Below are 20,413 nucleotides of genomic sequence, written 5' to 3'. Positions count from 1 at the left end.
GGTCGGCGCCGCGAAAGCTGAGAATCAGCCGTGGTTTGCGAGCTCCCGCAGCACTAGATCGGTTGCACCCCAATCCATGCACTTGTCCGTCACGGACTGGCCGTAGGTCAGCGGCTGAGCTTCCGGCGCCTGCGCTCCGGCCACCAGGAAGCTTTCCAGCATGACGCCGCTGATCGGAAGTCCGTCGCGAACCAACTGTGCGACGTCCTTGGCGACCTGCACCTGGCGGATGTGGTCCTTGCCGGAATTGGCATGGCTGCAATCGATCACGACCCGTCCGGGCAGGCCCGCTGTGACCAGTTTCTCCGCGGTGACCGTCACCGACGCCGCATCGCAGTTCGGTCCGTCGGTGCCTCCACGCAGGATCACGTGGCAGTCCTGGTTGCCTGTGGTGCTCACCAGCGCGCCGCGGCCCATGTCGGTCATGCCGAAGAAGACATGCGGTGCCGCAGCGGCTTTCACGCCGTCGACGGCCACCTGGATGTTGCCGTCCGTGCCGTTCTTGAAGCCGACCGGCATCGACAGGCCCGACGCCAGCTGCCGGTGCACCTGGGATTCGGTGGTGCGGGCGCCGATCGCACCCCACGCGACCGCGTCGGCGATGTACTGCGGGCTGGTGGGCTCCAGGAACTCGCATCCGACCGGCAGGCCGATGTCGATGATGTCGAGCAGCAGTTGCCGGGCGGTGCGCAGCCCGCGCGCCACGTCGAAGCTGCCGTCCATCCCCGGGTCGTTGATCAGCCCTTTCCACCCGGTCGTGGTGCGCGGCTTCTCGAAGTACACGCGCATCACGACCTTGAGCCGGTCGCCGAGGTCGTCGGCGACCTTCACCAGCCGGCTCGCGTAGTCGAGCGCCGCGGCGGGGTCGTGGACGGAGCACGGCCCCACGACGACGAGCAGGCGGTCGTCCCGGCCGGCGAGGATGTCGGCGATCTCCTCGCGGTCCCGCGCGACCCGCTCGGCGCGACGGGATCCCAGCGGGAACTCCGTGAGGACGTCGTGCGGGCTGGGGATCTCACTGAAGCGCCGGATCCTGCGGTCGGAGGTCTCCTGCGAGGTGGCGGTCTGCGCCAGGGTCACGGTGATGCCTTTCTGGTACGGGCACCGCTCGTGGTTGTCCGGCGCCCTGAATGACGAAAGGCAGCGACCTGATGGTCACTGCCTGGGCTCCGGGTGGATGCGACGCTTAACGCTGCGCTTTATCGGCTCCGCCCGGAGCCTCGATAAAGCGCCAATAGGCGCGCACACCGATGGTCACGCCGGACAGGCTATACCGGGAGCCTCGACGGAGCAAACCGCGGTCGGCGAGAGCGCACAATGGGGAGATGACCGACGCACCCGAGGACACGGACAACGAAGACACGGCTCGGCAGCGGTGGCTCTCAGCGGTCGCCGAGGACTCCCGCACCGATCAACGTCATCTGGCTGCCGCGGAGGTGCTCGCGCACCGCGCCGAGCTTCCCGAAGAGCATCTCGCGGCGGCCGACGACCTGGTCGTCATGGGGCTCGCGTGGCGCAACGAGATCGATGGCGAATTCTCCTACACGCCAATCGATCCCGCGGGCAAACCAGGGTAGGCACCCACGTGGCGGTACCAGTCAGATCCAGACAAATCCGGTGACGTACCCGTAGGGCCCGGTCGCGCTGATGCAGGCATTGACGTCGGGATACCAACCGCCGCCGCCCCACCGGCCGTGCCCCCGCCAGGGCCCGTCGCCATCGAGGACCTCCCAATCGTCATGATGGGGCTTCTGGGCGATGTCGATGCCAGGGGCGCCGGGGACAGCGGACCCCAAATACGAAGCGTGTATTTGCACTTACAACCACGCTAGCTAGGCAATGTTCTCAGCAAGAAATGCATCGCGGGTGTGTCGCACCACTCCAAAGCCCCAGTCGTGGGTAATATTCATGTCAATAAAGGACTGGGGGGCTTTTATGAAAATCCGTATGTCTGTACTATCGCGGGCTGTGCGGCAATTATCGCAAATCTCTTTGCAACTGCAACAACTTCGATCGCAAACGCTTATCCAACCATTATGGCGGAACCAACATACTGCGATCACTTCGAGCCTGATCCACCGATTAAGACGAAGGACAATAATGACCGCAACGCGGTCCAAGCAACTCTCCGCGTTAGATGCGACGGGCCACCGTTCCTAGAGTGGCTCGTCACGATTTCCAATGGAACGAGATCGTGGAGCGGGAGCTACACCAGAGGTTATTTGGGCGGCAGTCCGTACACGCAGCTATTCGGTAGTCAGAAGTTTCGCACCGACGCCAACTGGACTGGCAATACCACCTACACCGTGACTTCGACACTGAAGGTTTGGCTGTCGGGCAGTGGCTTACTTCCAAGTCCCTCGAGTGGCTTCCCCAACGGAACTCCCCTCCGGACTATCACGCTTGATCCTGTACAAGCTGTACTCTGACGCCGTACTCGTGAAATCTGGGAGGGTCGAGTGGTGGTCAAATACAGGAAAGTGCTGGGGGAGCGCAAACCATTACTAGGCCTTGCTTTCGCAATTATGTGCGTCAATGCGGTTGCGTGCTCTTCATCTGAGCCGCCCGCTGAAGAACCGGGATTTGTCATGCCATCGTTAGTGGGCCAGTACTGGACGGATGCCTATCCTGAGCTAGTAAATGAGGGGTGGTCTGGAACGTTGGAGAAATTACCTAGCTCTGCTGCTGGACCCGAGAATTCGAATCGAATAATCATGCAAGACCCCCCCGCTGGCACCCGGATAGACAGTGAAACTGTAATAACACTCCGTTTCGGGGCTTAGCCCGGATTTTTCGCGAAGTGTTGTGATTTTCGGGGTGTAGATACGCGAAAGTGCCTGTCCTGCAAGGAATAATTGGAACGACATCGATGCCACCCTGGTCATCGATCACTCTGACAACAAGACCGGCGCCACCCCGACCTGGAAGAAACCTGTGGTCACCATCCGTTGCTGGCGTTTCTGGATCGTCCCGAGATCGCCGGTGGGGAGGCGCTGGCCGGGGCTGCTGCGCACCGGTAACGCCGGCTCCAACACCGCCAGCGATCACATCATCGTCCTGGCCCCAGGCGCTGGCCGCACTGCCCGCGGGGTGGCGACCCGACCCCAGTAGTGGCGATCATCGCGACCGACCGCAGGTGCTGGTGCGCTGTGACACCGTGGAGCCACCCACCGATTCGCCGACGCTTGCCGTGATGCGGGGGTGGGGTTCTCCTTCGGCTACCCCGTCGATGCCCGTGTTCAGGACGCGGTGGACACCCTCAACCTCGGGGCCTGCTGGTATCCGGCGATCGACACCGCAGGCGGCATCCGCGACGGCGCCTGGGTCGCCGAGGCCACCGGCCTGATCAACCTGAGCAAGTGGCCCGCTGGTACTCGGCTGATCCTGCGCAAAGAGAGGCCCCACCCGGGTGCGCAACTGCGATTCACCGACACCGACGGCATGCGGGTCACCGGATTCATCACCGACACCGAACCCGGCGTCATTGCTGTTCAGATCGCCGGATTGGAGCTGCGCCACCGCCAGCACGCCCGCGTCGAAGACCGCATCCGCGAACTGAAAGCCACCGGGTTACGCAACCCCCCCCTGCCAGTCGTTTTGGGCCAACGCAGCCTGGCTGCAAATCGTGCTGGCTGCCGCCGATCTGGTCACCTGGGCCCAGCTGATCGGCTTCCGCAACCACCCCGCACTGGCCCGCGCCGAGATCGCCACTTTCCGCTACCGGATCCTGCACGTCGCTGCCCGTATCACTCGCGGAGCCCGCCAGGTTCGCCTCCGTATCGATGCCACCTGGCGATGGGCCGCCCAGATCGCGACCGCCTGGCAACACCTACGCACCGCCTTCGGATGACCAAACGACTCAATCTGACCGACCGACCACGAAAGACCCACTGGCACCGGGAAAGCGCGCCCCACCCGGCGACACGGGACTACCCCAGCACGCCCACCAGCCACAAAACTCAACTCAGCCCCGGCCCGGCCGCCCAGCTCCACCACCATCACCTTCGATGAAAAATCGAGGCTAAGCGACCTGTCTATATTCCGGCCGCGCAATTTTCAAGAGAACGCCCCCGGTCCGTGTGTGGACCGGGGGCGTCTCGACTTCAGTTCCTAGTGGTGGTGATGGCCGTGACCGTGGCCGTGGCCGTCGTCCTCCGCCTCGGCAGGCTTCTCGACAACTGCGGTCTCGGTGGTGAGCACCATGCGGGCCACCGACGCCGCGTTGACCACTGCGGAGCGCGTCACCTTCACGGGGTCGATGACACCGTCGGCGATCAGGTCGCCGTACTCCAGCGTGGCGGCGTTGAAGCCCTGTCCCGCGGGGAGTTCGGAGACCTTGTTGACCACGACGGCACCGTCGAGTCCGGCGTTGGTGGCGATCCAGTACAGCGGCGAGGACAGTGCGGAGGCGAACACCTCGACACCGAGCAGCTCGTCGCCCTTGAGCTCGGACCGCAGGGAGTCGAGCGCGCTGCCGGCATGCACCAGGGCCGCACCGCCACCGATGACGATGCCCTCCTCGACCGCGGCCTTGGCCGCAGCCACGGCATCCTCGACGGCTTCCTTGCGCTTCTTCAGATCCGTCTCGGTGGCCGCGCCGACCTTGATCACCGCGACGCCACCGGCGAGCTTCGCCAGCCGCTCTTCGAGCTTCTCGCGGTCCCAATCGGAGTCGGAGACCTCGATCTCGGCACGCAGCTGACCCTTGCGGCCCTCGATCGCGTCCTGGGTGCCGCCGCCGTCGACGATCACGGTGCTGTCCTTGTCGACGACGACGCGACGCGCCGTGCCGAGCACCTCGAGGCCGACCTCGCGCAGGACCAGGCCGACGTCGGGGTTGACCACCTGGCCGCCGGTGACGACCGCCAGATCGTCGAGGAATGCCTTGCGGCGATCGCCGAAGAACGGCGCCTTGACCGCGACGGCCTTCAGCGTCTTGCGGATCGCATTGACCACGAGGGTCGAAAGCGCTTCGCCCTCAACATCTTCGGCGACGATCAGCAGCGGCTTGCCGGCCTCGGCGACCTTCTCCAGCAGCGGCAGCAGGTCGGGAAGCGAGCTGATCTTCTCGCGGTGCAGCAGCACGAGGGCATCCTCGAGGACTGCTTCCTGCGAGTCGAAGTCGGTGACGAAGTAGGCCGAGATGAAGCCCTTGTCGAAGCCGACGCCCTCGGTGACCTCGAGTTCGGTGTTCAGCGTCGAGGATTCCTCGACCGTCACGACGCCGTCGGTGCCGACCTTCGTCATGGCTTCGCCGACGAGCTCGCCGACGAGTTCGTCACGCGACGACACGGTCGCGACCTGACCGATGGACTTCGCGTCCTTGACCGGCGTGGCCGAGGCCAGCAGCGCCTCGGAGACGGCGTCCGCGGCCTTGGCGATGCCGGCGCCGAGCGCGATGGGGTTGGCGCCCGCGGCGACGTTGCGCAGGCCGGCCTTGACGAGTGCCTGGGCCAGCACCGTGGCGGTGGTGGTGCCGTCACCGGCGACGTCGTTGGTCTTGGTGGCCACCGACTTCACCAGCTGGGCGCCGAGGTTCTCGAAGGGGTCCTCGAGGTCGATCTCTCGGGCGATGGTCACGCCGTCGTTGGTGACGGTGGGCCCGCCCCAGGACTTGGCGAGCACCACATGGCGGCCACGGGGACCCAGCGTCACCTTGACCGCGTCGGCGAGCTTGTCCACGCCGGCCTCCATGGCGCGGCGCGCGGTTTCGTTGAATTCGATCTGCTTACTCATGAATGTCTTTCCCTAGAACGGGTGGAATGCGCACCGCCCCGGACGTCACCCGTATCAACGGGTACGTCCGGGGCGGAGTCACGGTTCTTACTTGGAGACGACAGCCAGCACGTCGCGAGCCGACAGGATCAGGTACTCCTCGCCGTTGTACTTGATCTCGGTGCCGCCGTACTTGCTGTAGATGACCACGTCGCCCTCCGACACGTCCAGAGGAATCCGCTTCTCGCCATCCTCATCCCAGCGGCCGGGGCCTACTGCGACGACGGTGCCTTCCTGCGGCTTCTCCTTGGCGGTGTCGGGGATGACCAGACCGGAAGCGGTCGTGGTCTCGGCCTCGTTGGCCTGAACGAGGATCTTGTCCTCGAGTGGCTTGATGTTCACGCTCGCCACGATGGAGCCCCTTCACTTCTGTTGTTAGGTGTATGTACGCGGTTGGCCGGTGCCTACCCTTGCGCCGTCGTCGCGGGTGCCGACACAGGGGTGAACCGACCTGCCGCCTAGCACTCTATACACGAGAGTGCTAGCACTCAAGGGTGGGGGCGCACTGTTTCGTCGTGGGCGAAAGACACCGCGGCCTGTCCATCAAACGAAAAAGGGGCGCCCCTGGTCAGGGGCGCCCCTTTTTGGGAGTACTCAGCGGACGTTGACGTAGTAGACGTGGCCGGTGACGGTGTTCTGGTAGGTGCGGTCGTTGGCGTTGTCCTGGACGGTGCCGCGGATGGCGGGGCCGCGGTTGATGCCGACGACGCTGGCGTCGTCGAGGTCGACGTCGGCGAGCTTGTGGACGATGACCCGGTTGCCCTGGGCTTCCAGGGAGCTGATGGTGGCCTGGGCGTCGCCTCCGGTGGGGGCGGCCAGGGCCGGGGCGGCCAGTCCGAGGAACGCGGCGGACAGGGCGGCGGCTGCGGTGGTGGCGATCGTGAGGTTCTTCATGGTTCTCAACTTCTTCTTCTGTGGTGGTGGTTGTTCGTGGTGCTCTGATCGCTTGAACCCGCAGGTCAACCGGATAATTCCAATGGCAGGAATTGATCGGTCGATGGCAGAAACTGGTGCACCGACCTGTCGGTGCAGCCCCTTATAATCGAACACATGTTCGATGGATCGCTTCCGGACCCCGGCCGCCTCGCCAGGCTGTCTGACGGCGAGCTCATCGACGCGGTGACCGGCTGGGCGCGCGCCAGCGCCGCCGCCGAAGCTCGCAAGGTCGCCGCGATCGCCGAACTTCATCAGCGTCTGTGCACAGATGCGGCTGCCACCCATGCTTTCTGGGTCTGCGATGACTGCGACGCCCTCGCCGCGCAACTGTCGTGTGCCTTGACCATCAACCACGGCAGGGCGTTGTCGCAGATCGAGCTGGCCACAGCCATGCGACACCGATTCCCCAAAGTGGGGGCGAAGTTCCTGGCCGGCGACATCCCGATTTCGACGGTCACGTCGATCCTGGCCCGCACCGAACTCGTCACTGATGAACGAGCGCTGGCGCAACTCGACTCCAAGCTGTCCGAGCGCGCCGTGGCGTGGGGATCCTTGACCAAGTACTCGCTGGAGAAGGCGCTCGACGTGTGGGTCGACCGCTTCGACCCTGACGCGGTCAAGCGGACCCGCAGCAGCAGCCGGGGCTGCTACTTCACCGTCGGCTCGGGCTCTGACAACGCCGACGGCACCACCACGGTCCACGGCCGCGTCTCCAACGCGGACGCCGCGATCATGGAGCAACGGATCGCCTCGATGGCTCGCAATGTCTGCGAAGACGACCCGCGGACACTCGACCAGCGCCGCTCCGCTGCGATCGGCGCCATCCACGCCGGCTCCATGTTTCTCGCCTGCGCCTGCGACAACCCTGACTGCACAGCGAAGGTGGACGACGGACGTGGCTCCACCTTCGTCATCAATGTCATCGCCGACCGCGAATCCCTCGACGCGCCGCAGGACCCCCTCCTCCACGGCGACGATGTCAAGGACGGCGAGACCGCCGAGGGCCGCGGTCCCGCCAAGCACACCAAGACCACCGAGCACACCGAAACCACCACCGAACCTCGGCGCAAGGCGGCCCTGATTCCCGCCGCCAGGAATGCGATCCTGCCGCCCGCGATGCTCGCCGAGTTGATCGCGCAGGGTGCCACCATCCGGTTCGTCGGCGACCCCACCGGCGCCGAAGACCACTACCGGCCATCGACTGCGCTCCAGCGATTCATCCGTTCCCGCGACATCACGTGCCGCTTCCCCGGCTGCGACCGCCCCGCCGCTCACGCCGACATCGACCACACCACCGCGTGGCCGTGCGGCGTCACCCACTCCGCGAACTGCAAGTGCTACTGCCGTCTGCATCATTTGATCAAGACGTTTTGGCCCGGATTCTCCGACGCCCAACACCCTGACGGGACAGTGGTCGTCACCACCCCCACAGGACATGCCTACAGCACAAAGCCGTTGAGCGGACTCATATTTCCCGGGTGGGACACCGCCGCGGAATCTCCGCCACCGCCCGCGCAGGCGACGCAACCGTCAGTCGGACGGCACCTCAAGTTGCCGACCCGGCGGCGCTCCCGCGCACAGAATCGTGCCGCGCGGATCAAGGCCGAACGCATGCGCAACGCCGCTCTGCGCGCATCACAGGTCCGACCTGTCGCCAGCAGGCAGACCTATCGGGCCGAAAACTCTCATGACGAATACACGTTCCGGCCGGCCGGACACGAGCCCGACTACGGCAACGACCCACCGCCCTTTTAACCCAGACGGCTGGGGTCCATCATCAGATGGTCGGATACATCACCGATCATCTCCACGTCGACGGTGCGCGAGGTGAAATGCCAGCCGTCGGTGTCCCGCGCGAACGTGTCGCGGTAGCGACCCACCACGATCGGCTGCAGCGCAACGGTGTCCGTGCGTTGCACCACGCAGAAGGTCGACCGCGCCGAGGCGACCTCCCCATCGACGTCGACGATCGGGTTCAGCACCAGATGTCGGGTGCGAGGTGTGTTGCCGTGGTCGGGGAACCGGCGGGTCGTCGCGGCGAACAACGTCGAAATCGCCTCGGCGCCTGCGACGCCCATGAAATCGCCGCGGCCCAACAGCGACCCCACACCGTCGAAGTCCCCGGCGTCGATCAATTCCGCGTACCTGTAGAGCAGTTCGGTGACCGCGAGCTTGTCGGCGGTACTCACGCGACCTGTCCCTGCACCACGGGCAGACCCGGATCACTGGCCGCGTCCAGCGGCGACGGTGCCGCACCCGCGGCGATCAGATGTGCGGCGAACGACGCGATCATGGCGCCGTTGTCTGTGCACAGTCGCGGCCGCGGAATTCTCAGCGTCATCCCGGCCGCCTCACATCGCTGCGCCGCCAGTTCCCTCAACCGCGAATTGGCCGCCACTCCCCCGGCGATCAACAACGTCGACACCCCGAGATCTCCGGCCGCGCGCACCGCCTTCGCGGTCAGCACATCCGCCACCGCCTCCTGGAACCCCGCGGCCACATCCGCCTGCGATGCCTCGGGGTGGCTCTCGACGTACCGCGCGACAGCCGTCTTGAGCCCCGAGAAGCTGAACGCATACGGTTCGTCACGCGGGCCCGTCATTCCACGGGGGAACGTGATCGCCTTCGGATCACCTTCGCGCGCAAGCTCATCGAGCACCCGACCGCCCGGATACCCCAGGCCGAGCAGACGAGCGATCTTGTCGTACGCCTCACCGGCGGCGTCGTCGACAGTCGAGCCGAGCTCGATGATCGGTTCACCCAGCGACCGCACATGCAGCAGATGGGTATGACCTCCGGACACCAGCAGACCGATGCTCTCCGGCAGCGGACCGTGATCGAAGACGTCGGCGGCCAGATGCCCGCCGAGGTGGTTGACCGCATAGAACGGCACCTGCCACGCCGCCGCATACGCCTTGGCGGCGGCGACGCCGACCAGCAACGCACCCGCCAGCCCCGGCCCGATCGTCGCGGCGACGACGTCGGGCTTGTCGACGCCGGCGGTCGCCAGCGCCCTGCGCATCGTGGGCCCCAGCGCCTCCAGGTGTGCGCGGGACGCGATCTCGGGCACGACTCCACCGAACCGGGCGTGCTCGTCGACGCTGGAGGCGACCTCGTCGGCCAGCAACGTCACCGATCCGTCGTCGCCGAGCTCGGCGATACCGACACCTGTCTCGTCGCAGGAACTCTCGATGGCCAGGATGATCATTGACGCTCCCGCTTCTCACGTTTCATGGTGTACGCGTCAGCGCCGCTGACCCGGTAATAGCGCTTGCGCACACCCATCTTCACGAAGCCCTCACTTTCGTACAGCGCGATCGCCGCCGCATTGTCGGTGCGCACCTCGAGGAAGATCGGTGCTCCGTCGGCGAAGTCGAACAGCCGGTGCAACATCTGCCTGCCGATCCCCTGCCCCTGATACGCGGGATCGACACCGATGGTGTGGATCTCGTACTCGAACGGCTTGAAGCGGCCCAGCCGCGCGATCCCGGCATAGCCGACCAGCTTGTCGTCGACCCGCGCACCGACGTAGTGATTGTGTTTGGCCGCCAGCTCTGCCAGGAAGGCCCGCTCCGGCCAGGGGTCGTCGCCGTCGAACAGCTGTGCCTCCAATTCGGCGCACCGCAGCGCGTCCGTGGTCTGCAGCGGGCCGTACTCGGCACTCACCGCTTCACCGCCTGCGACGGCTTCGCGTCGGGCCGGCGCAGGTACAACGGCACCAGCGGCGCGGGATCGGCATCCCAGTCCCGCACCGCGGCAACGAGTCCCGCGGCACTGGGATAGACCGGAGCGAGCCGCGGAAGCTCGAACAGCGCCGTGTGCTCCGGCGAACCCGCCACCGCTGCGGCGCCAGCCGGAACGTCGACGGCGGAATTCACGGCCGGCCCGTCGACGCGGCGTCCGTCGCGGTAGCGCGCCCAGTACACCTCCCGACGACGCGCATCGGTCACCACCAGCACATCACCGGTGGTTCCCGCCGCGATGGCGTCGAGACTGCAGACGCCGTGCACGGGAACACCGAGCGCGTGCCCGAACGCCGCCGCGGTGGCCATCCCGACCCGCAGCCCCGTGAACGGGCCGGGCCCGCAACCGACGACCACCGCGTCCAGCCGGCTCGCATCGGTACCTGCATCACCCAGTGCGGCAACGATGTTCGGGGTCAGTTGCTCGGCGTGCGCCCGGGCGTCGACGGTGACCTGCTCGGCGAGCACCTCGATCGCATCCCCGTCGACACGCACGATGCCGGCGGTGACGGCGGGCGTTGCGGTGTCGACCGCCAATACCAGCCGGCTCACGGCCGACTCCATGTCCAGATCGCGGTGCGTGCGTCGGTGTCCGACGAACGCTCCAGCCGGATGTCGAGATGGCTGTCCGACAACCGTTCCGCCACTCCCTCACCCCATTCGACGACGACGACGGCGTCATCGAGATCGGTGTCCAGATCCAGTGAATCCAATTCCGCGAGCAGGTCGACCGAGCTTTGATCCAGGAGCCGGTACAGGTCGACGTGCACCATCGCCGGCGCGCCCTCGCGACGGGCACGGTGCACACGGGCCAGCACGAACGTCGGCGAGACGACCGGGCCCTCGACTTCCATCGCCTCGGCGATCCCCTTGGCCAGCACAGTCTTACCGGCACCCAGCGGACCCGACAACACGACCACGTCGCCGGCCCGCAGCTCGCGGCCCAGCGTCGCACCCAACGCGACGGTGTCCTCGGCCGTCAGCAGCTCGGCACTGCCCGCGCGGTCAGTCATCGGAGCGCACCCGCTGCGTGACCCGCCGTGTCAACGCCGTCAGCTTCGACGGCGTGGCCCGCTCCACCAGCCGCACGAGCGCGTCGTTGATCACCTCGGGGCACTCCAACTGCACGAGATGCCCTGCGCCGGGCACGATCACGAGCTCGGACTTCGCCAACACATCGGCCATCTCCTGTGAATACTCCTTCGGGGTGAGCAGGTCGCGATCCCCGCAGGCCACCAGCGTCGGGACCCTGCGCAGGGTTTCCAGGCCGGCGGTCTCGTCGTGCACCTCGAGGGCGTGCAGGAACTCCACCAGCGTGGCGATCGGGGTGTCGTGCATCATCCTCTCCGAGAACGCGACGACGCTGGGGCTGATCTTCTCGTCTCCGTAGGACGCTGCGCGCAGGATCGGCCCGATGACCGAGCGCGCGGCACCCCGCCCGCGATGCACCAGCTTCGGCGCATACCGCGCCGTGAAGCGGACCGCCTCCAGCGCCGGATTCTTCAGGATCTCACCCACGGGTGATCGCGCAACACCCTCTGCCGCAGAGGAAATCAGGGCTGCACCCACCACCCGCGTCGGGTAGCGCTGCGGATACTGGCGGGCATGGGATAGCACCGCCATGCCGCCCATCGAGTGGCCGACCAGCACGACGGGCCCCTTCGGCGCCATCACGGCCAGGACCGCCTCCAGGTCCCGGCCGAGCTGTTCCACCGTGTACGTCTCCGGCGGGGCGTCCCCGGACTGCCCGTGGCCGCGCTGATCGAAGAACACCATCCGCACCTGAGCGCCCCAGTGCTCGGTCAGACGGACGCGCTGAAAGTGGAAGGAGCCCATGCGCAGACAGAAGCCGTGGGCGAAAACCACTGTCAGCGGCGCATCTTCGGGACCGACTTCGCGCACCGCCAGCGGCACCCCGTCGGAGGTGGTCACCACGCAGCTGCGGTCGGCGTCGAGGAGCTCGAAGTCCTCGTCGCGGTGCGGGTCCTCGTCGGTGACCCTGCGCCGCAGCGACCTGGCCATGGAGACACCGGCGGCCGACCCGACCGCCGCGACGCCCGCTGCCCCCGCCAGCCAGCCCGCACCCCGGCTCACTGCGCACCTCCGACGTAGCCGCGCACGATCCGGCCGCGCGGGCTCGTCACCACCTCGTAGTTGATGGTGCCCAGCAGGTCCGCCCAGTCCTGCGCGGTCGGCTCACCGTCGGCGCCCGGCCCGAAGAGGATCGCGTCGTCACCCTCGGCGACGTCGACGGGACCGGGTCCCAGATCGACGACGAACTGGTCCATGCACACCCGGCCCACGTTCGGGTAACGCCGGCCGTTGATCGTCACCTCGAAGCGGTTGCTCAACGCGCGGAACACACCGTCGGCGTACCCGGCCGGGATCAGCGCCAGGGTGGTGTCGCGCGGCGCGAGCCAGGTGTGCCCGTAGGACACGCCGTCCCCGGCACGAACCGAACGCACCAGGGCCACCGGACATTTCACCGTCATCGCCGGGCGCAGCCCCATGTCGCCGCGCTCGGGGATCGGTGTCTGCCCGTACACCGCGATACCGGGCCGCACCATGTCGAACGCCAGATCCGGACGGGTCAGCGCGGCCGGCGAATTGCACAGGTGCACCACGTCGTAGGCGACGCCCGCGGACCGGGCCTCCGACGCCATCTCGGTGAGGCGGCGTGCCTGCTCGTCGTTGAACGGATGGTCCGGGACGTCCCCGTGCGCCAGGTGGGACATCAGGCCGTGCACCGTGACTGCACCGTCGGTCTGCGCACGGGCCAACGCGGACACGAGACCCGGATGATCGGCGGGGCTGACCCCGTTGCGGCTCAGGCCGGTGTCGGCCTTCACCGTCACCGTCGCGGTGCGTCCGGTCCGTGCCACCGCCCGTAGCAGATCGTCGAGTTGTCGGCGCGAGGACAGCGCGACCTCGATGTCTGCCTGGACCGCCGGTGTGAAGTCGGTGCCGGGCGGGTGCAGCCAACTCAGGACCGGCGCGGTGACGCCGTCGCGGCGCAGCGACAGCGCCTCGTCGAGGGTCGCGACCCCCAGGTTCGTGGCCCCCGCGGCCAGCGCGGCCCGGGCCACCGCGGTGGCGCCGTGCCCGTATCCGTCCGCCTTCACGACGGCCATCACCGCAGCGCAACCGGCACGATCGCGCAGAACACCCACGTTGTGGGCGATGGCGTCGAGGTCGATCACCGCGCTGGGTGTGTTCATGAGCCTGTTCTCGGTTGTGGTCACCGCCCCCGATTGTCCCAGGCGCCGGTTCAGTGGGCGAAATGCTCCTCGTCGGAGAAGCCACCGATGCCCACCTTGTCGAGTTTGCCCAGCACCTCGCGCAGGTCGTCGCGTAGCGCGCGGGCCAGGTTCGCCGAGAACCCCTCACGCACCACGATCCGCAGCACCGCGATGTCGGTGGCGTCCTCGGGCATCGTGTAGGCCGGCACCTGCCACCCGTAGCCGCGAAGCAGCGCCGAGATGTCGAACACGGTGAACTTCGCACCCTCGGTCAGCCGGAACGCCACGACCGGGATGGCCGACCCGTCGGTGATCACCTCGAACACCGGCTTGTGATCGGAACCGGTCATCCCCTCCAGCTCACGGGCCAGCCACTGCGCGGTGTCCGCCAGCGCATGCATCACCTGGGTGTAGCCATCGCGCCCCAGACGCAGGAAGTTGTAGTACTGGCCGACGACCTGGTTGCCGGGCCGGGAGAAGTTCAGCGTGAAGGTCGGCATGTCGCCGCCCAGGTAGTTCACCCGGAACACCAGGTCCTCGGGCAGATGCTCGGCATTGCGCCAGACCACGAACCCGATGCCGGGATAGGTCAGGCCGTACTTGTGGCCACTGACGTTGATCGACACCACCCTCGGCAGCCGGAAGTCCCACACGAGCAGAGGGTTCAGGAACGGCACCACGAACCCGCCGCTGGCCGCGTCGACGTGCACCGGGACGTCACACCCGCCGCCGGCGGCGAGATCGTCGAGCGCCGCGCAGATCTCGGCCACCGGTTCCAGTTCGCCGGTGAACGTCGTTCCCAGGATCGCGACGACGCCGATGGTGTCCTCGTCGACGGCGTCGAGCACCTGCTCCGGGGTGATGACGTACCGGCCCTTCTCCATCGGCAGGTAGCGCGCCTCGACATCGAAGTAGCGGCAGAACTTCTCCCACACCACCTGCACGTTCGACCCCATCACCAGGTTCGGCGTGCGTCCCTTCCAGCCGTCGCCGTCCTTGCCGGCGAACTTGTCGCGCCAACGCCACTTCATCGCCAGGCCCGCGAGCATCACGGCCTCGCTGGAGCCGACGGTCGACACCCCGATCGCCGTGGACGGATCGTCGTCGCGCAGGTTCTCGGCGTGGAACAGGTCGGCCACCATGCACACGCATCTCTGCTCGATCGCGGCGGTGACCGGATACTCGTCCTTGTCGATCATGTTCTTGTCGAACGTCTCCGACATCAGCTGCCCGGCCTCGGGGTCCATCCACGTCGTCACGAACGTCGCGAGGTTCAGCCGCGAGCTGCCGTCGAGCATCAACTCGTCATGGATGAATCGGTATGCCTGCTCGGGTTCCATCGACTCGTCGGGCAGGCGCAGCGCCGGGACGGGCGACATGGACATTCGGCCGGTGTAGGCCGGGGCCAGCGACGAGTGACGCGAAACATTGGGCATGCGTCCTTTCTAGAGGATCGAAGCCAACGCCGTTCGCAGATGCGCCAGGATGCGCGACGCCGATGTCGGCGCCGCGGCGGGGCCCGGGTCGCGGGCCGACAGATCGGCGGCACGGGAGTGGACGTAGGCCGCAGCCGCGGCCGCCTGTCCCGTCGGCAGCCCTGCCGCCAGCAGCGCGCCGATCACGCCCGACAGCACGTCACCGGAGCCGGCCGTGGCCGCCCACGAGTTCCCCGCGGCATTGAGATAGACCTGCCCGTCGGGTTCGGCGACGACCGTCACGTTCCCCTTCAACAGCACCGTGGCGCCGAACCGGTCGGCCAGCCGACGGGTGTCGGCGACCCGCTCCGCCCCGGGCGAGGAGCCGGCAAGGCGTGCGAACTCCCCGGCGTGCGGGGTCAGGACCGTGGGCGCCGTCCGTCCCTGCACGATCTCGGGGTGCGCCGCCAGGATCGTCAGGCCATCCGCGTCGACGATCACCGGCAGATCGGTCTCCAGCGCGTGCACCAGCGCCGCGGCGGCCACTTCGTCGGTGCCGAGGCCCGGTCCGACGACCCAGGCCTGCACACGTCCGGCGCTCGCCGGGGTCGATGTGGCGATGACCTCGGGCCAATGCGAAACGACCTCTCCCGCAGCGGTTCCCGCGTAGCGCACCATTCCGGAAGTCGCGGCGACGGCGGCGCCGGTGCACAGGATGGCCGCGCCGGGATAGGTCGCCGAGCCGGCCATCACGCCGGTGACACCCTGGGTGTACTTGTCGTCGTCCGGGCCCGGCACCGGCCAGCACGCCGCGACGTCCCCGGCGTCGAGGGCGCCGACGTCGCTGGGCGCCAGGTCCAGACCGATGTCGACCAGTTCGAGGCGGCCGCAGTCACCGAACGCGTGGACGGGTTTGAATCCGCCGAACGTGACGGTCAGCGCCGGCGTCACGTGTGCGCCGTCCGCGGCACCGGTGTACGGGTCGACACCGCTGGGCAGGTCGACCGCGACCACCGGGATGCCGGCGACGTCGACGGCGGCGAAAATCTCGGCGGCGTGGGGCCGAAGTGGACCGCTGCCCGAGATGCCGACCACCCCGTCGATCACCAGATCTGTTGTGGGCGGAACGGTTTCGACGATACGTCCGCCCGCACGGCGGAACGCGGCGAGACCTTTCTCATGGGCCCGTTCAGGGTCGAGCAGCACTGCACACGCGCCAGCACCCCGCCGGCGCAGAAACGTCGCCGCCCACAGCGCGTCGCCGCCGTTGTCGCCGGAGCCGACGACCGCGCACACCGACTTTCCCGACACGGTGCCGAGTTCCGCCGCGATCGCGGTGGCCAGGCCGTACGCGGCCCGGCGCATCAGCACACCGTCGGGCAGCGACGCCAGCAGGGGCGCCTCGGCGTCGCGAATGGCATCGGCGCTGTAGAAGTACCGCATTCGACTCACGGTACGTGGGTACTCCTCACCTATGGCGCTGCGCGACGAACTCCTCGAACTCGAACACGCCGGCTGGAAGTCCTTGTGCGACGGCACCGGCGACACGTTCTACGGCGATCTGATGACCGACGACGCCGTCATGGTCCTCGCCAACGGCATGGTCATGGACCGGCCGACCGTGGTCTCTGCATTGGGCCAATCACCACCGTGGGCCCGGTACGAGATCGACGACGTCAGGGTGATCGAGATCGACGACAACACCGCCGCGCTCGTGTACACCGGCACGGGCTGGCGTGACGGGCAGGACGAGCCATTCGTCGGCGCCATGTCCTCGGTGTACCACCGCACCGCGGACGGGTGGGCGCTGGCGCTGTATCAGCAGTCGCAGAAGAGCTGACGAACCGTCAGGCCGGGCGTCCGGCTTTGGCCTCGTCGGTCGTCGCGTAGAGGTCGATCACCTCGTCGATGCGCATCATGCGCAACGGGCGACTGGTGGCTGCGCCGTCGGCGACGACCCGCAGCGAGATGCCGCCGCGCTCGGTCAGACGGTGGGTCTCGACGAGCAGGCCGATGCCGGCGGACGACAGGAACGACACGTCGGAGATGTCGACGATCACCACCGGCGGGGCATCGGCGAGGGCGATGTCGAGGTGGGTGCTCAGCGTGGGCGCCGTCAAGACGTCCAAATCACCGGTCACGTGTAGGACCAGCAGGTCACCGTCGCGGCGCGGCGTCACCGTGAACTTGCCACTACGCGTCTGGTCAGTCGAGATCATCATCATCGCCGTCCCCCGGCTCTGTTACGGCAGCAACGCGCATTACCTGCGAGGCGGCGGGCTCGCTCTGTTGGAAGCCCTGCACACACAGCCATTCCGACGGAAGACGCTCTTCTGTCCCGTGGCGGCTCGGACCGTTGCTGCACAACGGTTCATTACCCGGTTTATCGGCCGTGTCACGCGAAGTGTTATCAATTTCGGCACATCTCTCCCAGAACCGGGTGCCGTCCGGCGCTATTCGACGGTGACCGACTTCGCGAGGTTGCGGGGTTTGTCCACGTCATAGCCGCGCGCCTGCGCCACACCGGCCGAGAACAGCTGCATCGGAATGGTCGACAGCAACGGCTGGAACAGCGTCGAGACCGCCGGGATCTCGATGAGGTGGTCCGCATACGGCCGTACCGTCTCGTCGCCCTCCTCGGCGATCACGATGGTCACCGCCCCGCGGGCCTGGATCTCGCGGATGTTCGACAGCAGCTTGGAGTGCAGCGTCGCGGAGTTCTTCGGTGACGGCATGACCACGATGACGGGCAGGTCGTCCTCGATCAGCGCGATCGGACCGTGCTTGAGCTCACCCGCCGCGAAACCCTCGGCGTGCATGTAGGCGAGCTCCTTGAGCTTGAGCGCACCTTCGAGCGCCACCGGATAGCCGACGTGGCGGCCCAGGAACAGCACGGTCTGCGACGTCGCGAACTGCTTGGCCAGCGCGACCACCGGCTCCGAGGACGCCAGCACCCGCGAGATCAGGTCCGGCATGGCCTCCAGATCGTGGTACTCGCGGGCCACCTCGTCGGGGTACTTGGTCCCGCGCGCCTGCGCGAGGGCAAGTCCGACAAGGTAATTCGCGGCGACCTGGGCGAGGAAGGTCTTGGTCGACGCGACACCGATCTCCGGCCCGGCGCGGGTGTAGAGCACCGCGTCGCACTCCCGCGGAATCTGGCTGCCGTTGGTGTTGCAGATGGCCAGCACCTTGGCCTTCTGTTCCTTCGCATGCCGGACGGCCTCCAGCGTGTCGGCCGTCTCGCCGGACTGCGAGATCGCGACGACGAGCGTGTGGCTGTCGAGCACCGGGTCGCGGTAGCGGAACTCACTGGCGAGCTCGACCTCGACGGGCAGCCGCGTCCAGTGTTCGATCGCGTACTTGGCGAGCAGCCCCGAGTGGTAGGCCGTGCCGCAGGCCACCACGAAGACCTTGTCGATGTCGCGGAGCTCCTGGTCGGACAGCCGCTGCTCGTCGAGGACGATCCGGTTGTCGACGAAATGCCCGAGCAGCGTGTCGGAGACGGCGGCAGGCTGCTCGGCGATCTCCTTGAGCATGAAGTACTCGTAGCCGCCCTTTTCGGCCGCCGACAGATCCCAGTCGATGTGAAACGGCCGCGCGCTGGCGGCGTCGTCGTTGCCGTAAAAATCGGTGACCCGGTAGCCGTCGGCGGTCACCACCACGGCCTGGTCCTGGCCCAGCTCGACGGCCTCGCGGGTGTGCTCGATGAACGCCGCGACATCCGAGCCGACGAACATCTCGCCGTCGCCGACGCCGAGCACCAGCGGGGTCGAGCGGCGCGCGGCGACGATCGTGCCGGGGTCGTCGGCGTGGGCGAAGACCAGCGTGAAGTGGCCCTCCAGACGAGGGAGCACCGCGAACACCGACGCCGGGAAGTCACCCGCGGTGTCGCCGTGGTTGTATTCGCGGGCGACGAGGTGCACCGCGACCTCGGTGTCGGTGTCGCTGGCGAACTCGACGCCGACGGCCTCCAACTCAGCGCGCAGCGCGGCGAAGTTCTCGATGATGCCGTTGTGGACGACGGCGAGCTTGCCCGAGGAGTCCCGGTGGGGGTGGGCGTTGCGGTCGGTCGGACGGCCGTGGGTGGCCCACCGGGTGTGCCCGAGCCCCGTCGCACCCGCGGGGCTCTCGGCGCCCGCCTCCGCGAGCGCAGCCTCCAGGTTGGCCAATCTGCCCGCCTTGCGGCGGACGGTGAGCCCGCCGTGACCGTCGACCAGCGCGACACCCGAGGAGTCGTACCCGCGGTACTCCATGCGGCGAAGCGCGTCGACGACGATGTCGCAGGCAGGGCGTTGCCCGACGTAGCCGACGATTCCACACATAGCCATCCAGGGTACGGCAGAAGACGCCCCCGACCCGGTTGGGCTACGGTCATCGGGTGGCCAGCACGAAGAAGCTCTTTACCGCGTTGACCCGGCGCGGACCCCACAAGGTTTTGCGCGGTGACCTGGCCTTTGCCGGTCAGCCCGGCGTCCTCTACACGCCCGCCGAGGGCAGGAATCTGCCCGGTGTGGCGTTCGCCCACGACTGGATCACATCGGCCCGCCGCTATGACGGCACCCTGGAGCACCTGGCGTCGTGGGGGATCGTCGCGGCCGCCCCGAACACCGAGACAGGGCTGGCGCCGTCGGTGCTGAACATGGCCTACGACCTGGGGACGACGCTCGACATCATCGCCGGGGTCCGGCTCGGCGAGGGCGCCATCAGCGTGCACCCGGGCAAGCTGGGGGTGGTCGGCCACGGTTTCGGCGGATCGGCCGCGGTGTTCGCGGCCGCGGGGCTCAGCAGCGCCCCGCACGCCCCCAAAGCGGTGGTGGCCGCCTATCCGACGGTCTCCAGCCCCGCCGCGGAGCAGCCCGCGGCCGGCCTGACCGTTCCCGGGCTGATCCTCGTCGATCCCGGCGACCCGATGTCCCTGCGGTCCAACGCGGTGGAACTGGCGCGGGCATGGAAGCCGGCGACACTGCGCGCCACGTCGAAGACCAAGTCCGGCGGACTGGTCGAAGGGCGCACCCTGGCCAAGGTCGTCGGTCTGCCGGGCGCGGACCGCGGCACGCAGAAGATCGTCCGCGCGCTGATGACGGGCTATCTGCTGCATCTGCTAGCCGGCGACAAGACCTACCGTGACTTCGCCGACGCGGACGCCGAACTGCCGCGCGCGGAGGTGATGGACCCGTTCGCCGACGATCCGGTCGATCTGGAGAACAAAGTCGTCGCTCTGTTGAAGCCCTAGCTCTTCTGGAAACCCCAGCCCCAACTTCCCAACCAACCGGTTGGCTGCTATACCTGGGCAGTGCAGAATGCA

General features: G+C 67.5%; 21 protein-coding genes and 1 pseudogene. 6 read left to right on the top strand and 16 right to left on the bottom strand.

All coding sequences use genetic code 11. From position 1 onward, the window contains the following. Positions 1-24 precede the first annotated feature (24 nt). Positions 25-1,080, bottom strand: a complete 1,056-nt coding sequence (locus tag DYE23_RS06355; RefSeq protein ID WP_115326779.1) for a 3-deoxy-7-phosphoheptulonate synthase — start codon at positions 1,078-1,080, stop codon at positions 25-27. 245 nt (positions 1,081-1,325) lie between these two features. On the opposite strand from DYE23_RS06355, the gene DYE23_RS06350 reads away from it, so the two are divergent. Then, the gene (locus tag DYE23_RS06350; protein WP_235660338.1) at positions 1,326-1,577 is read left to right on the top strand and encodes a hypothetical protein; all 252 of its coding nucleotides are present in this window, start codon (positions 1,326-1,328) and stop codon (positions 1,575-1,577) included. 21 nt (positions 1,578-1,598) lie between these two features. Here the strand turns inward: DYE23_RS06350 and DYE23_RS30560 are convergent, their stop codons facing one another. Then, positions 1,599-1,796 carry a hypothetical protein gene (locus tag DYE23_RS30560; RefSeq protein WP_147292266.1) on the bottom strand — a complete coding sequence of 66 codons (198 nt, stop codon included), beginning with the start codon at positions 1,794-1,796 and terminating at the stop codon, positions 1,599-1,601. A gap of 729 nt (positions 1,797-2,525) precedes the next feature. Between DYE23_RS30560 and DYE23_RS31925 the strand changes: the two genes are divergently transcribed. Together DYE23_RS31925 and DYE23_RS06340 are read left to right on the top strand one after the other, a co-directional pair. After that, positions 2,526-2,783 (top strand): PASTA domain-containing protein, encoded by a 258-nt coding sequence (locus DYE23_RS31925; protein ID WP_353961823.1) that lies wholly within the window; start codon positions 2,526-2,528, stop codon positions 2,781-2,783. Between the two features lie 76 nt (positions 2,784-2,859). Continuing rightward, positions 2,860-3,850, top strand: a pseudogene (locus tag DYE23_RS06340) (IS1380 family transposase); the annotation flags it as partial. 260 nt (positions 3,851-4,110) lie between these two features. Here DYE23_RS06340 and groL read toward each other — a convergent pair. The 3 genes from groL to DYE23_RS06325 form a co-directional block, all read right to left on the bottom strand. Beyond that, the gene (gene groL, locus DYE23_RS06335; protein WP_115326776.1) at positions 4,111-5,736 is read right to left on the bottom strand and encodes a chaperonin GroEL; all 1,626 of its coding nucleotides are present in this window, start codon (positions 5,734-5,736) and stop codon (positions 4,111-4,113) included. A gap of 87 nt (positions 5,737-5,823) precedes the next feature. Beyond that, on the bottom strand, positions 5,824-6,126 hold the full coding sequence (gene groES, locus DYE23_RS06330; RefSeq protein WP_003929249.1) for a co-chaperone GroES: 303 nt from the start codon (positions 6,124-6,126) through the stop codon (positions 5,824-5,826). Positions 6,127-6,369: 243 nt separating this feature from the next. After that, the gene (locus DYE23_RS06325; protein WP_115326775.1) at positions 6,370-6,669 is read right to left on the bottom strand and encodes a hypothetical protein; all 300 of its coding nucleotides are present in this window, start codon (positions 6,667-6,669) and stop codon (positions 6,370-6,372) included. Positions 6,670-6,825: 156 nt separating this feature from the next. Here DYE23_RS06325 and DYE23_RS06320 point away from each other — a divergent pair, with 156 nt between their 5' ends. After that, positions 6,826-8,466, top strand: a complete 1,641-nt coding sequence (locus tag DYE23_RS06320; RefSeq protein ID WP_115326774.1) for an HNH endonuclease signature motif containing protein — start codon at positions 6,826-6,828, stop codon at positions 8,464-8,466. Here the strand turns inward: DYE23_RS06320 and DYE23_RS06315 are convergent. From DYE23_RS06315 to DYE23_RS06275, 9 genes are read right to left on the bottom strand one after another with little or no spacing between them, the layout of a single operon-like run. Further along, complete coding sequence (locus tag DYE23_RS06315; RefSeq protein WP_115326773.1) at positions 8,463-8,900, bottom strand: nuclear transport factor 2 family protein; 438 nt, start codon at positions 8,898-8,900, stop codon at positions 8,463-8,465. The two genes, DYE23_RS06320 and DYE23_RS06315, sit on opposite strands and share 4 nt — an antisense overlap. Beyond that, positions 8,897-9,919, bottom strand: coding sequence for a tRNA (adenosine(37)-N6)-threonylcarbamoyltransferase complex transferase subunit TsaD (gene tsaD, locus DYE23_RS06310; protein WP_011895759.1), 1,023 nt, complete (start codon positions 9,917-9,919; stop codon positions 8,897-8,899). Before tsaD ends, DYE23_RS06315 begins: the two co-directional genes overlap by 4 nt. Beyond that, positions 9,916-10,377 carry a ribosomal protein S18-alanine N-acetyltransferase gene (rimI, locus tag DYE23_RS06305; RefSeq protein ID WP_011895760.1) on the bottom strand — a complete coding sequence of 154 codons (462 nt, stop codon included), beginning with the start codon at positions 10,375-10,377 and terminating at the stop codon, positions 9,916-9,918. Before rimI ends, tsaD begins: the two co-directional genes overlap by 4 nt. After that, on the bottom strand, positions 10,374-11,006 hold the full coding sequence (gene tsaB, locus DYE23_RS06300) for a tRNA (adenosine(37)-N6)-threonylcarbamoyltransferase complex dimerization subunit type 1 TsaB (RefSeq protein WP_099962845.1): 633 nt from the start codon (positions 11,004-11,006) through the stop codon (positions 10,374-10,376). The genes rimI and tsaB overlap by 4 nt, the downstream gene beginning before the upstream one ends. Continuing rightward, on the bottom strand, positions 11,003-11,467 hold the full coding sequence (gene tsaE, locus DYE23_RS06295) for a tRNA (adenosine(37)-N6)-threonylcarbamoyltransferase complex ATPase subunit type 1 TsaE (protein WP_115326772.1): 465 nt from the start codon (positions 11,465-11,467) through the stop codon (positions 11,003-11,005). The genes tsaB and tsaE overlap by 4 nt, the downstream gene beginning before the upstream one ends. Continuing rightward, positions 11,460-12,548, bottom strand: coding sequence for an alpha/beta fold hydrolase (locus tag DYE23_RS06290; protein WP_011895763.1), 1,089 nt, complete (start codon positions 12,546-12,548; stop codon positions 11,460-11,462). The genes tsaE and DYE23_RS06290 overlap by 8 nt, the downstream gene beginning before the upstream one ends. Further along, a complete protein-coding gene (alr, locus tag DYE23_RS06285; RefSeq protein ID WP_218566980.1) occupies positions 12,545-13,672 on the bottom strand; it encodes an alanine racemase in 1,128 nt (375 codons plus the stop codon). The genes DYE23_RS06290 and alr overlap by 4 nt, the downstream gene beginning before the upstream one ends. A gap of 50 nt (positions 13,673-13,722) precedes the next feature. Then, positions 13,723-15,129, bottom strand: a complete 1,407-nt coding sequence (gene gad, locus DYE23_RS06280; protein ID WP_099962597.1) for a glutamate decarboxylase — start codon at positions 15,127-15,129, stop codon at positions 13,723-13,725. A gap of 9 nt (positions 15,130-15,138) precedes the next feature. Continuing rightward, positions 15,139-16,551: an NAD(P)H-hydrate dehydratase gene (locus tag DYE23_RS06275; protein WP_013472651.1), complete on the bottom strand. Its 1,413-nt coding sequence runs from the start codon at positions 16,549-16,551 to the stop codon at positions 15,139-15,141. Between the two features lie 31 nt (positions 16,552-16,582). Here DYE23_RS06275 and DYE23_RS06270 point away from each other — a divergent pair, with 31 nt between their 5' ends. Beyond that, a complete protein-coding gene (locus tag DYE23_RS06270) occupies positions 16,583-16,948 on the top strand; it encodes a nuclear transport factor 2 family protein (RefSeq protein WP_115326770.1) in 366 nt (121 codons plus the stop codon). Positions 16,949-16,955: 7 nt separating this feature from the next. On the opposite strand, the gene DYE23_RS06265 is transcribed toward DYE23_RS06270, so the two are convergent. Both DYE23_RS06265 and glmS read right to left on the bottom strand, forming a co-directional pair. Continuing rightward, positions 16,956-17,330, bottom strand: a complete 375-nt coding sequence (locus DYE23_RS06265; RefSeq protein WP_372516242.1) for an STAS domain-containing protein — start codon at positions 17,328-17,330, stop codon at positions 16,956-16,958. A gap of 231 nt (positions 17,331-17,561) precedes the next feature. Continuing rightward, on the bottom strand, positions 17,562-19,430 hold the full coding sequence (gene glmS, locus DYE23_RS06260; protein WP_115326769.1) for a glutamine--fructose-6-phosphate transaminase (isomerizing): 1,869 nt from the start codon (positions 19,428-19,430) through the stop codon (positions 17,562-17,564). A 56-nt stretch (positions 19,431-19,486) separates the two neighbouring features. Between glmS and DYE23_RS06255 the strand changes: the two genes are divergently transcribed. Then, complete coding sequence (locus tag DYE23_RS06255) at positions 19,487-20,341, top strand: dienelactone hydrolase family protein (protein WP_115326768.1); 855 nt, start codon at positions 19,487-19,489, stop codon at positions 20,339-20,341. Positions 20,342-20,413 lie beyond the last annotated feature (72 nt).

Source organism: Mycolicibacterium gilvum, assembly GCF_900454025.1.
In the GTDB taxonomy this organism is placed as follows: Bacteria; Actinomycetota; Actinomycetes; order Mycobacteriales; family Mycobacteriaceae; genus Mycobacterium; species Mycobacterium gilvum.
This window is presented reverse-complemented; position numbering and strand designations above follow the sequence as displayed.

Bases quoted from the DNA above. Each gene is read 5' to 3' on its own strand.
- DYE23_RS06265 (WP_372516242.1), bottom strand. From the start codon at position 17,330: ATGATGATCTCGACTGACCAGACGCGTAGTGGCAAGTTCACGGTGACG.
- groL (WP_115326776.1), bottom strand. From the start codon at position 5,736: ATGAGTAAGCAGATCGAATTCAACGAAACCGCGCGCCGCGCCATGGAG.
- tsaE (WP_115326772.1), bottom strand. From the start codon at position 11,467: ATGACTGACCGCGCGGGCAGTGCCGAGCTGCTGACGGCCGAGGACACC.
- alr (WP_218566980.1), bottom strand. From the start codon at position 13,672: ATGAACACACCCAGCGCGGTGATCGACCTCGACGCCATCGCCCACAAC.
- DYE23_RS06275 (WP_013472651.1), bottom strand. From the start codon at position 16,551: ATGCGGTACTTCTACAGCGCCGATGCCATTCGCGACGCCGAGGCGCCC.
- DYE23_RS31925 (WP_353961823.1), top strand. From the start codon at position 2,526: ATGTGCGTCAATGCGGTTGCGTGCTCTTCATCTGAGCCGCCCGCTGAA.
- DYE23_RS06320 (WP_115326774.1), top strand. From the start codon at position 6,826: ATGTTCGATGGATCGCTTCCGGACCCCGGCCGCCTCGCCAGGCTGTCT.
- DYE23_RS06325 (WP_115326775.1), bottom strand. From the start codon at position 6,669: ATGAAGAACCTCACGATCGCCACCACCGCAGCCGCCGCCCTGTCCGCC.
- glmS (WP_115326769.1), bottom strand. From the start codon at position 19,430: ATGTGTGGAATCGTCGGCTACGTCGGGCAACGCCCTGCCTGCGACATC.
- DYE23_RS06350 (WP_235660338.1), top strand. From the start codon at position 1,326: ATGACCGACGCACCCGAGGACACGGACAACGAAGACACGGCTCGGCAG.
- gad (WP_099962597.1), bottom strand. From the start codon at position 15,129: ATGCCCAATGTTTCGCGTCACTCGTCGCTGGCCCCGGCCTACACCGGC.
- DYE23_RS06270 (WP_115326770.1), top strand. From the start codon at position 16,583: ATGGCGCTGCGCGACGAACTCCTCGAACTCGAACACGCCGGCTGGAAG.
- tsaD (WP_011895759.1), bottom strand. From the start codon at position 9,919: ATGATCATCCTGGCCATCGAGAGTTCCTGCGACGAGACAGGTGTCGGT.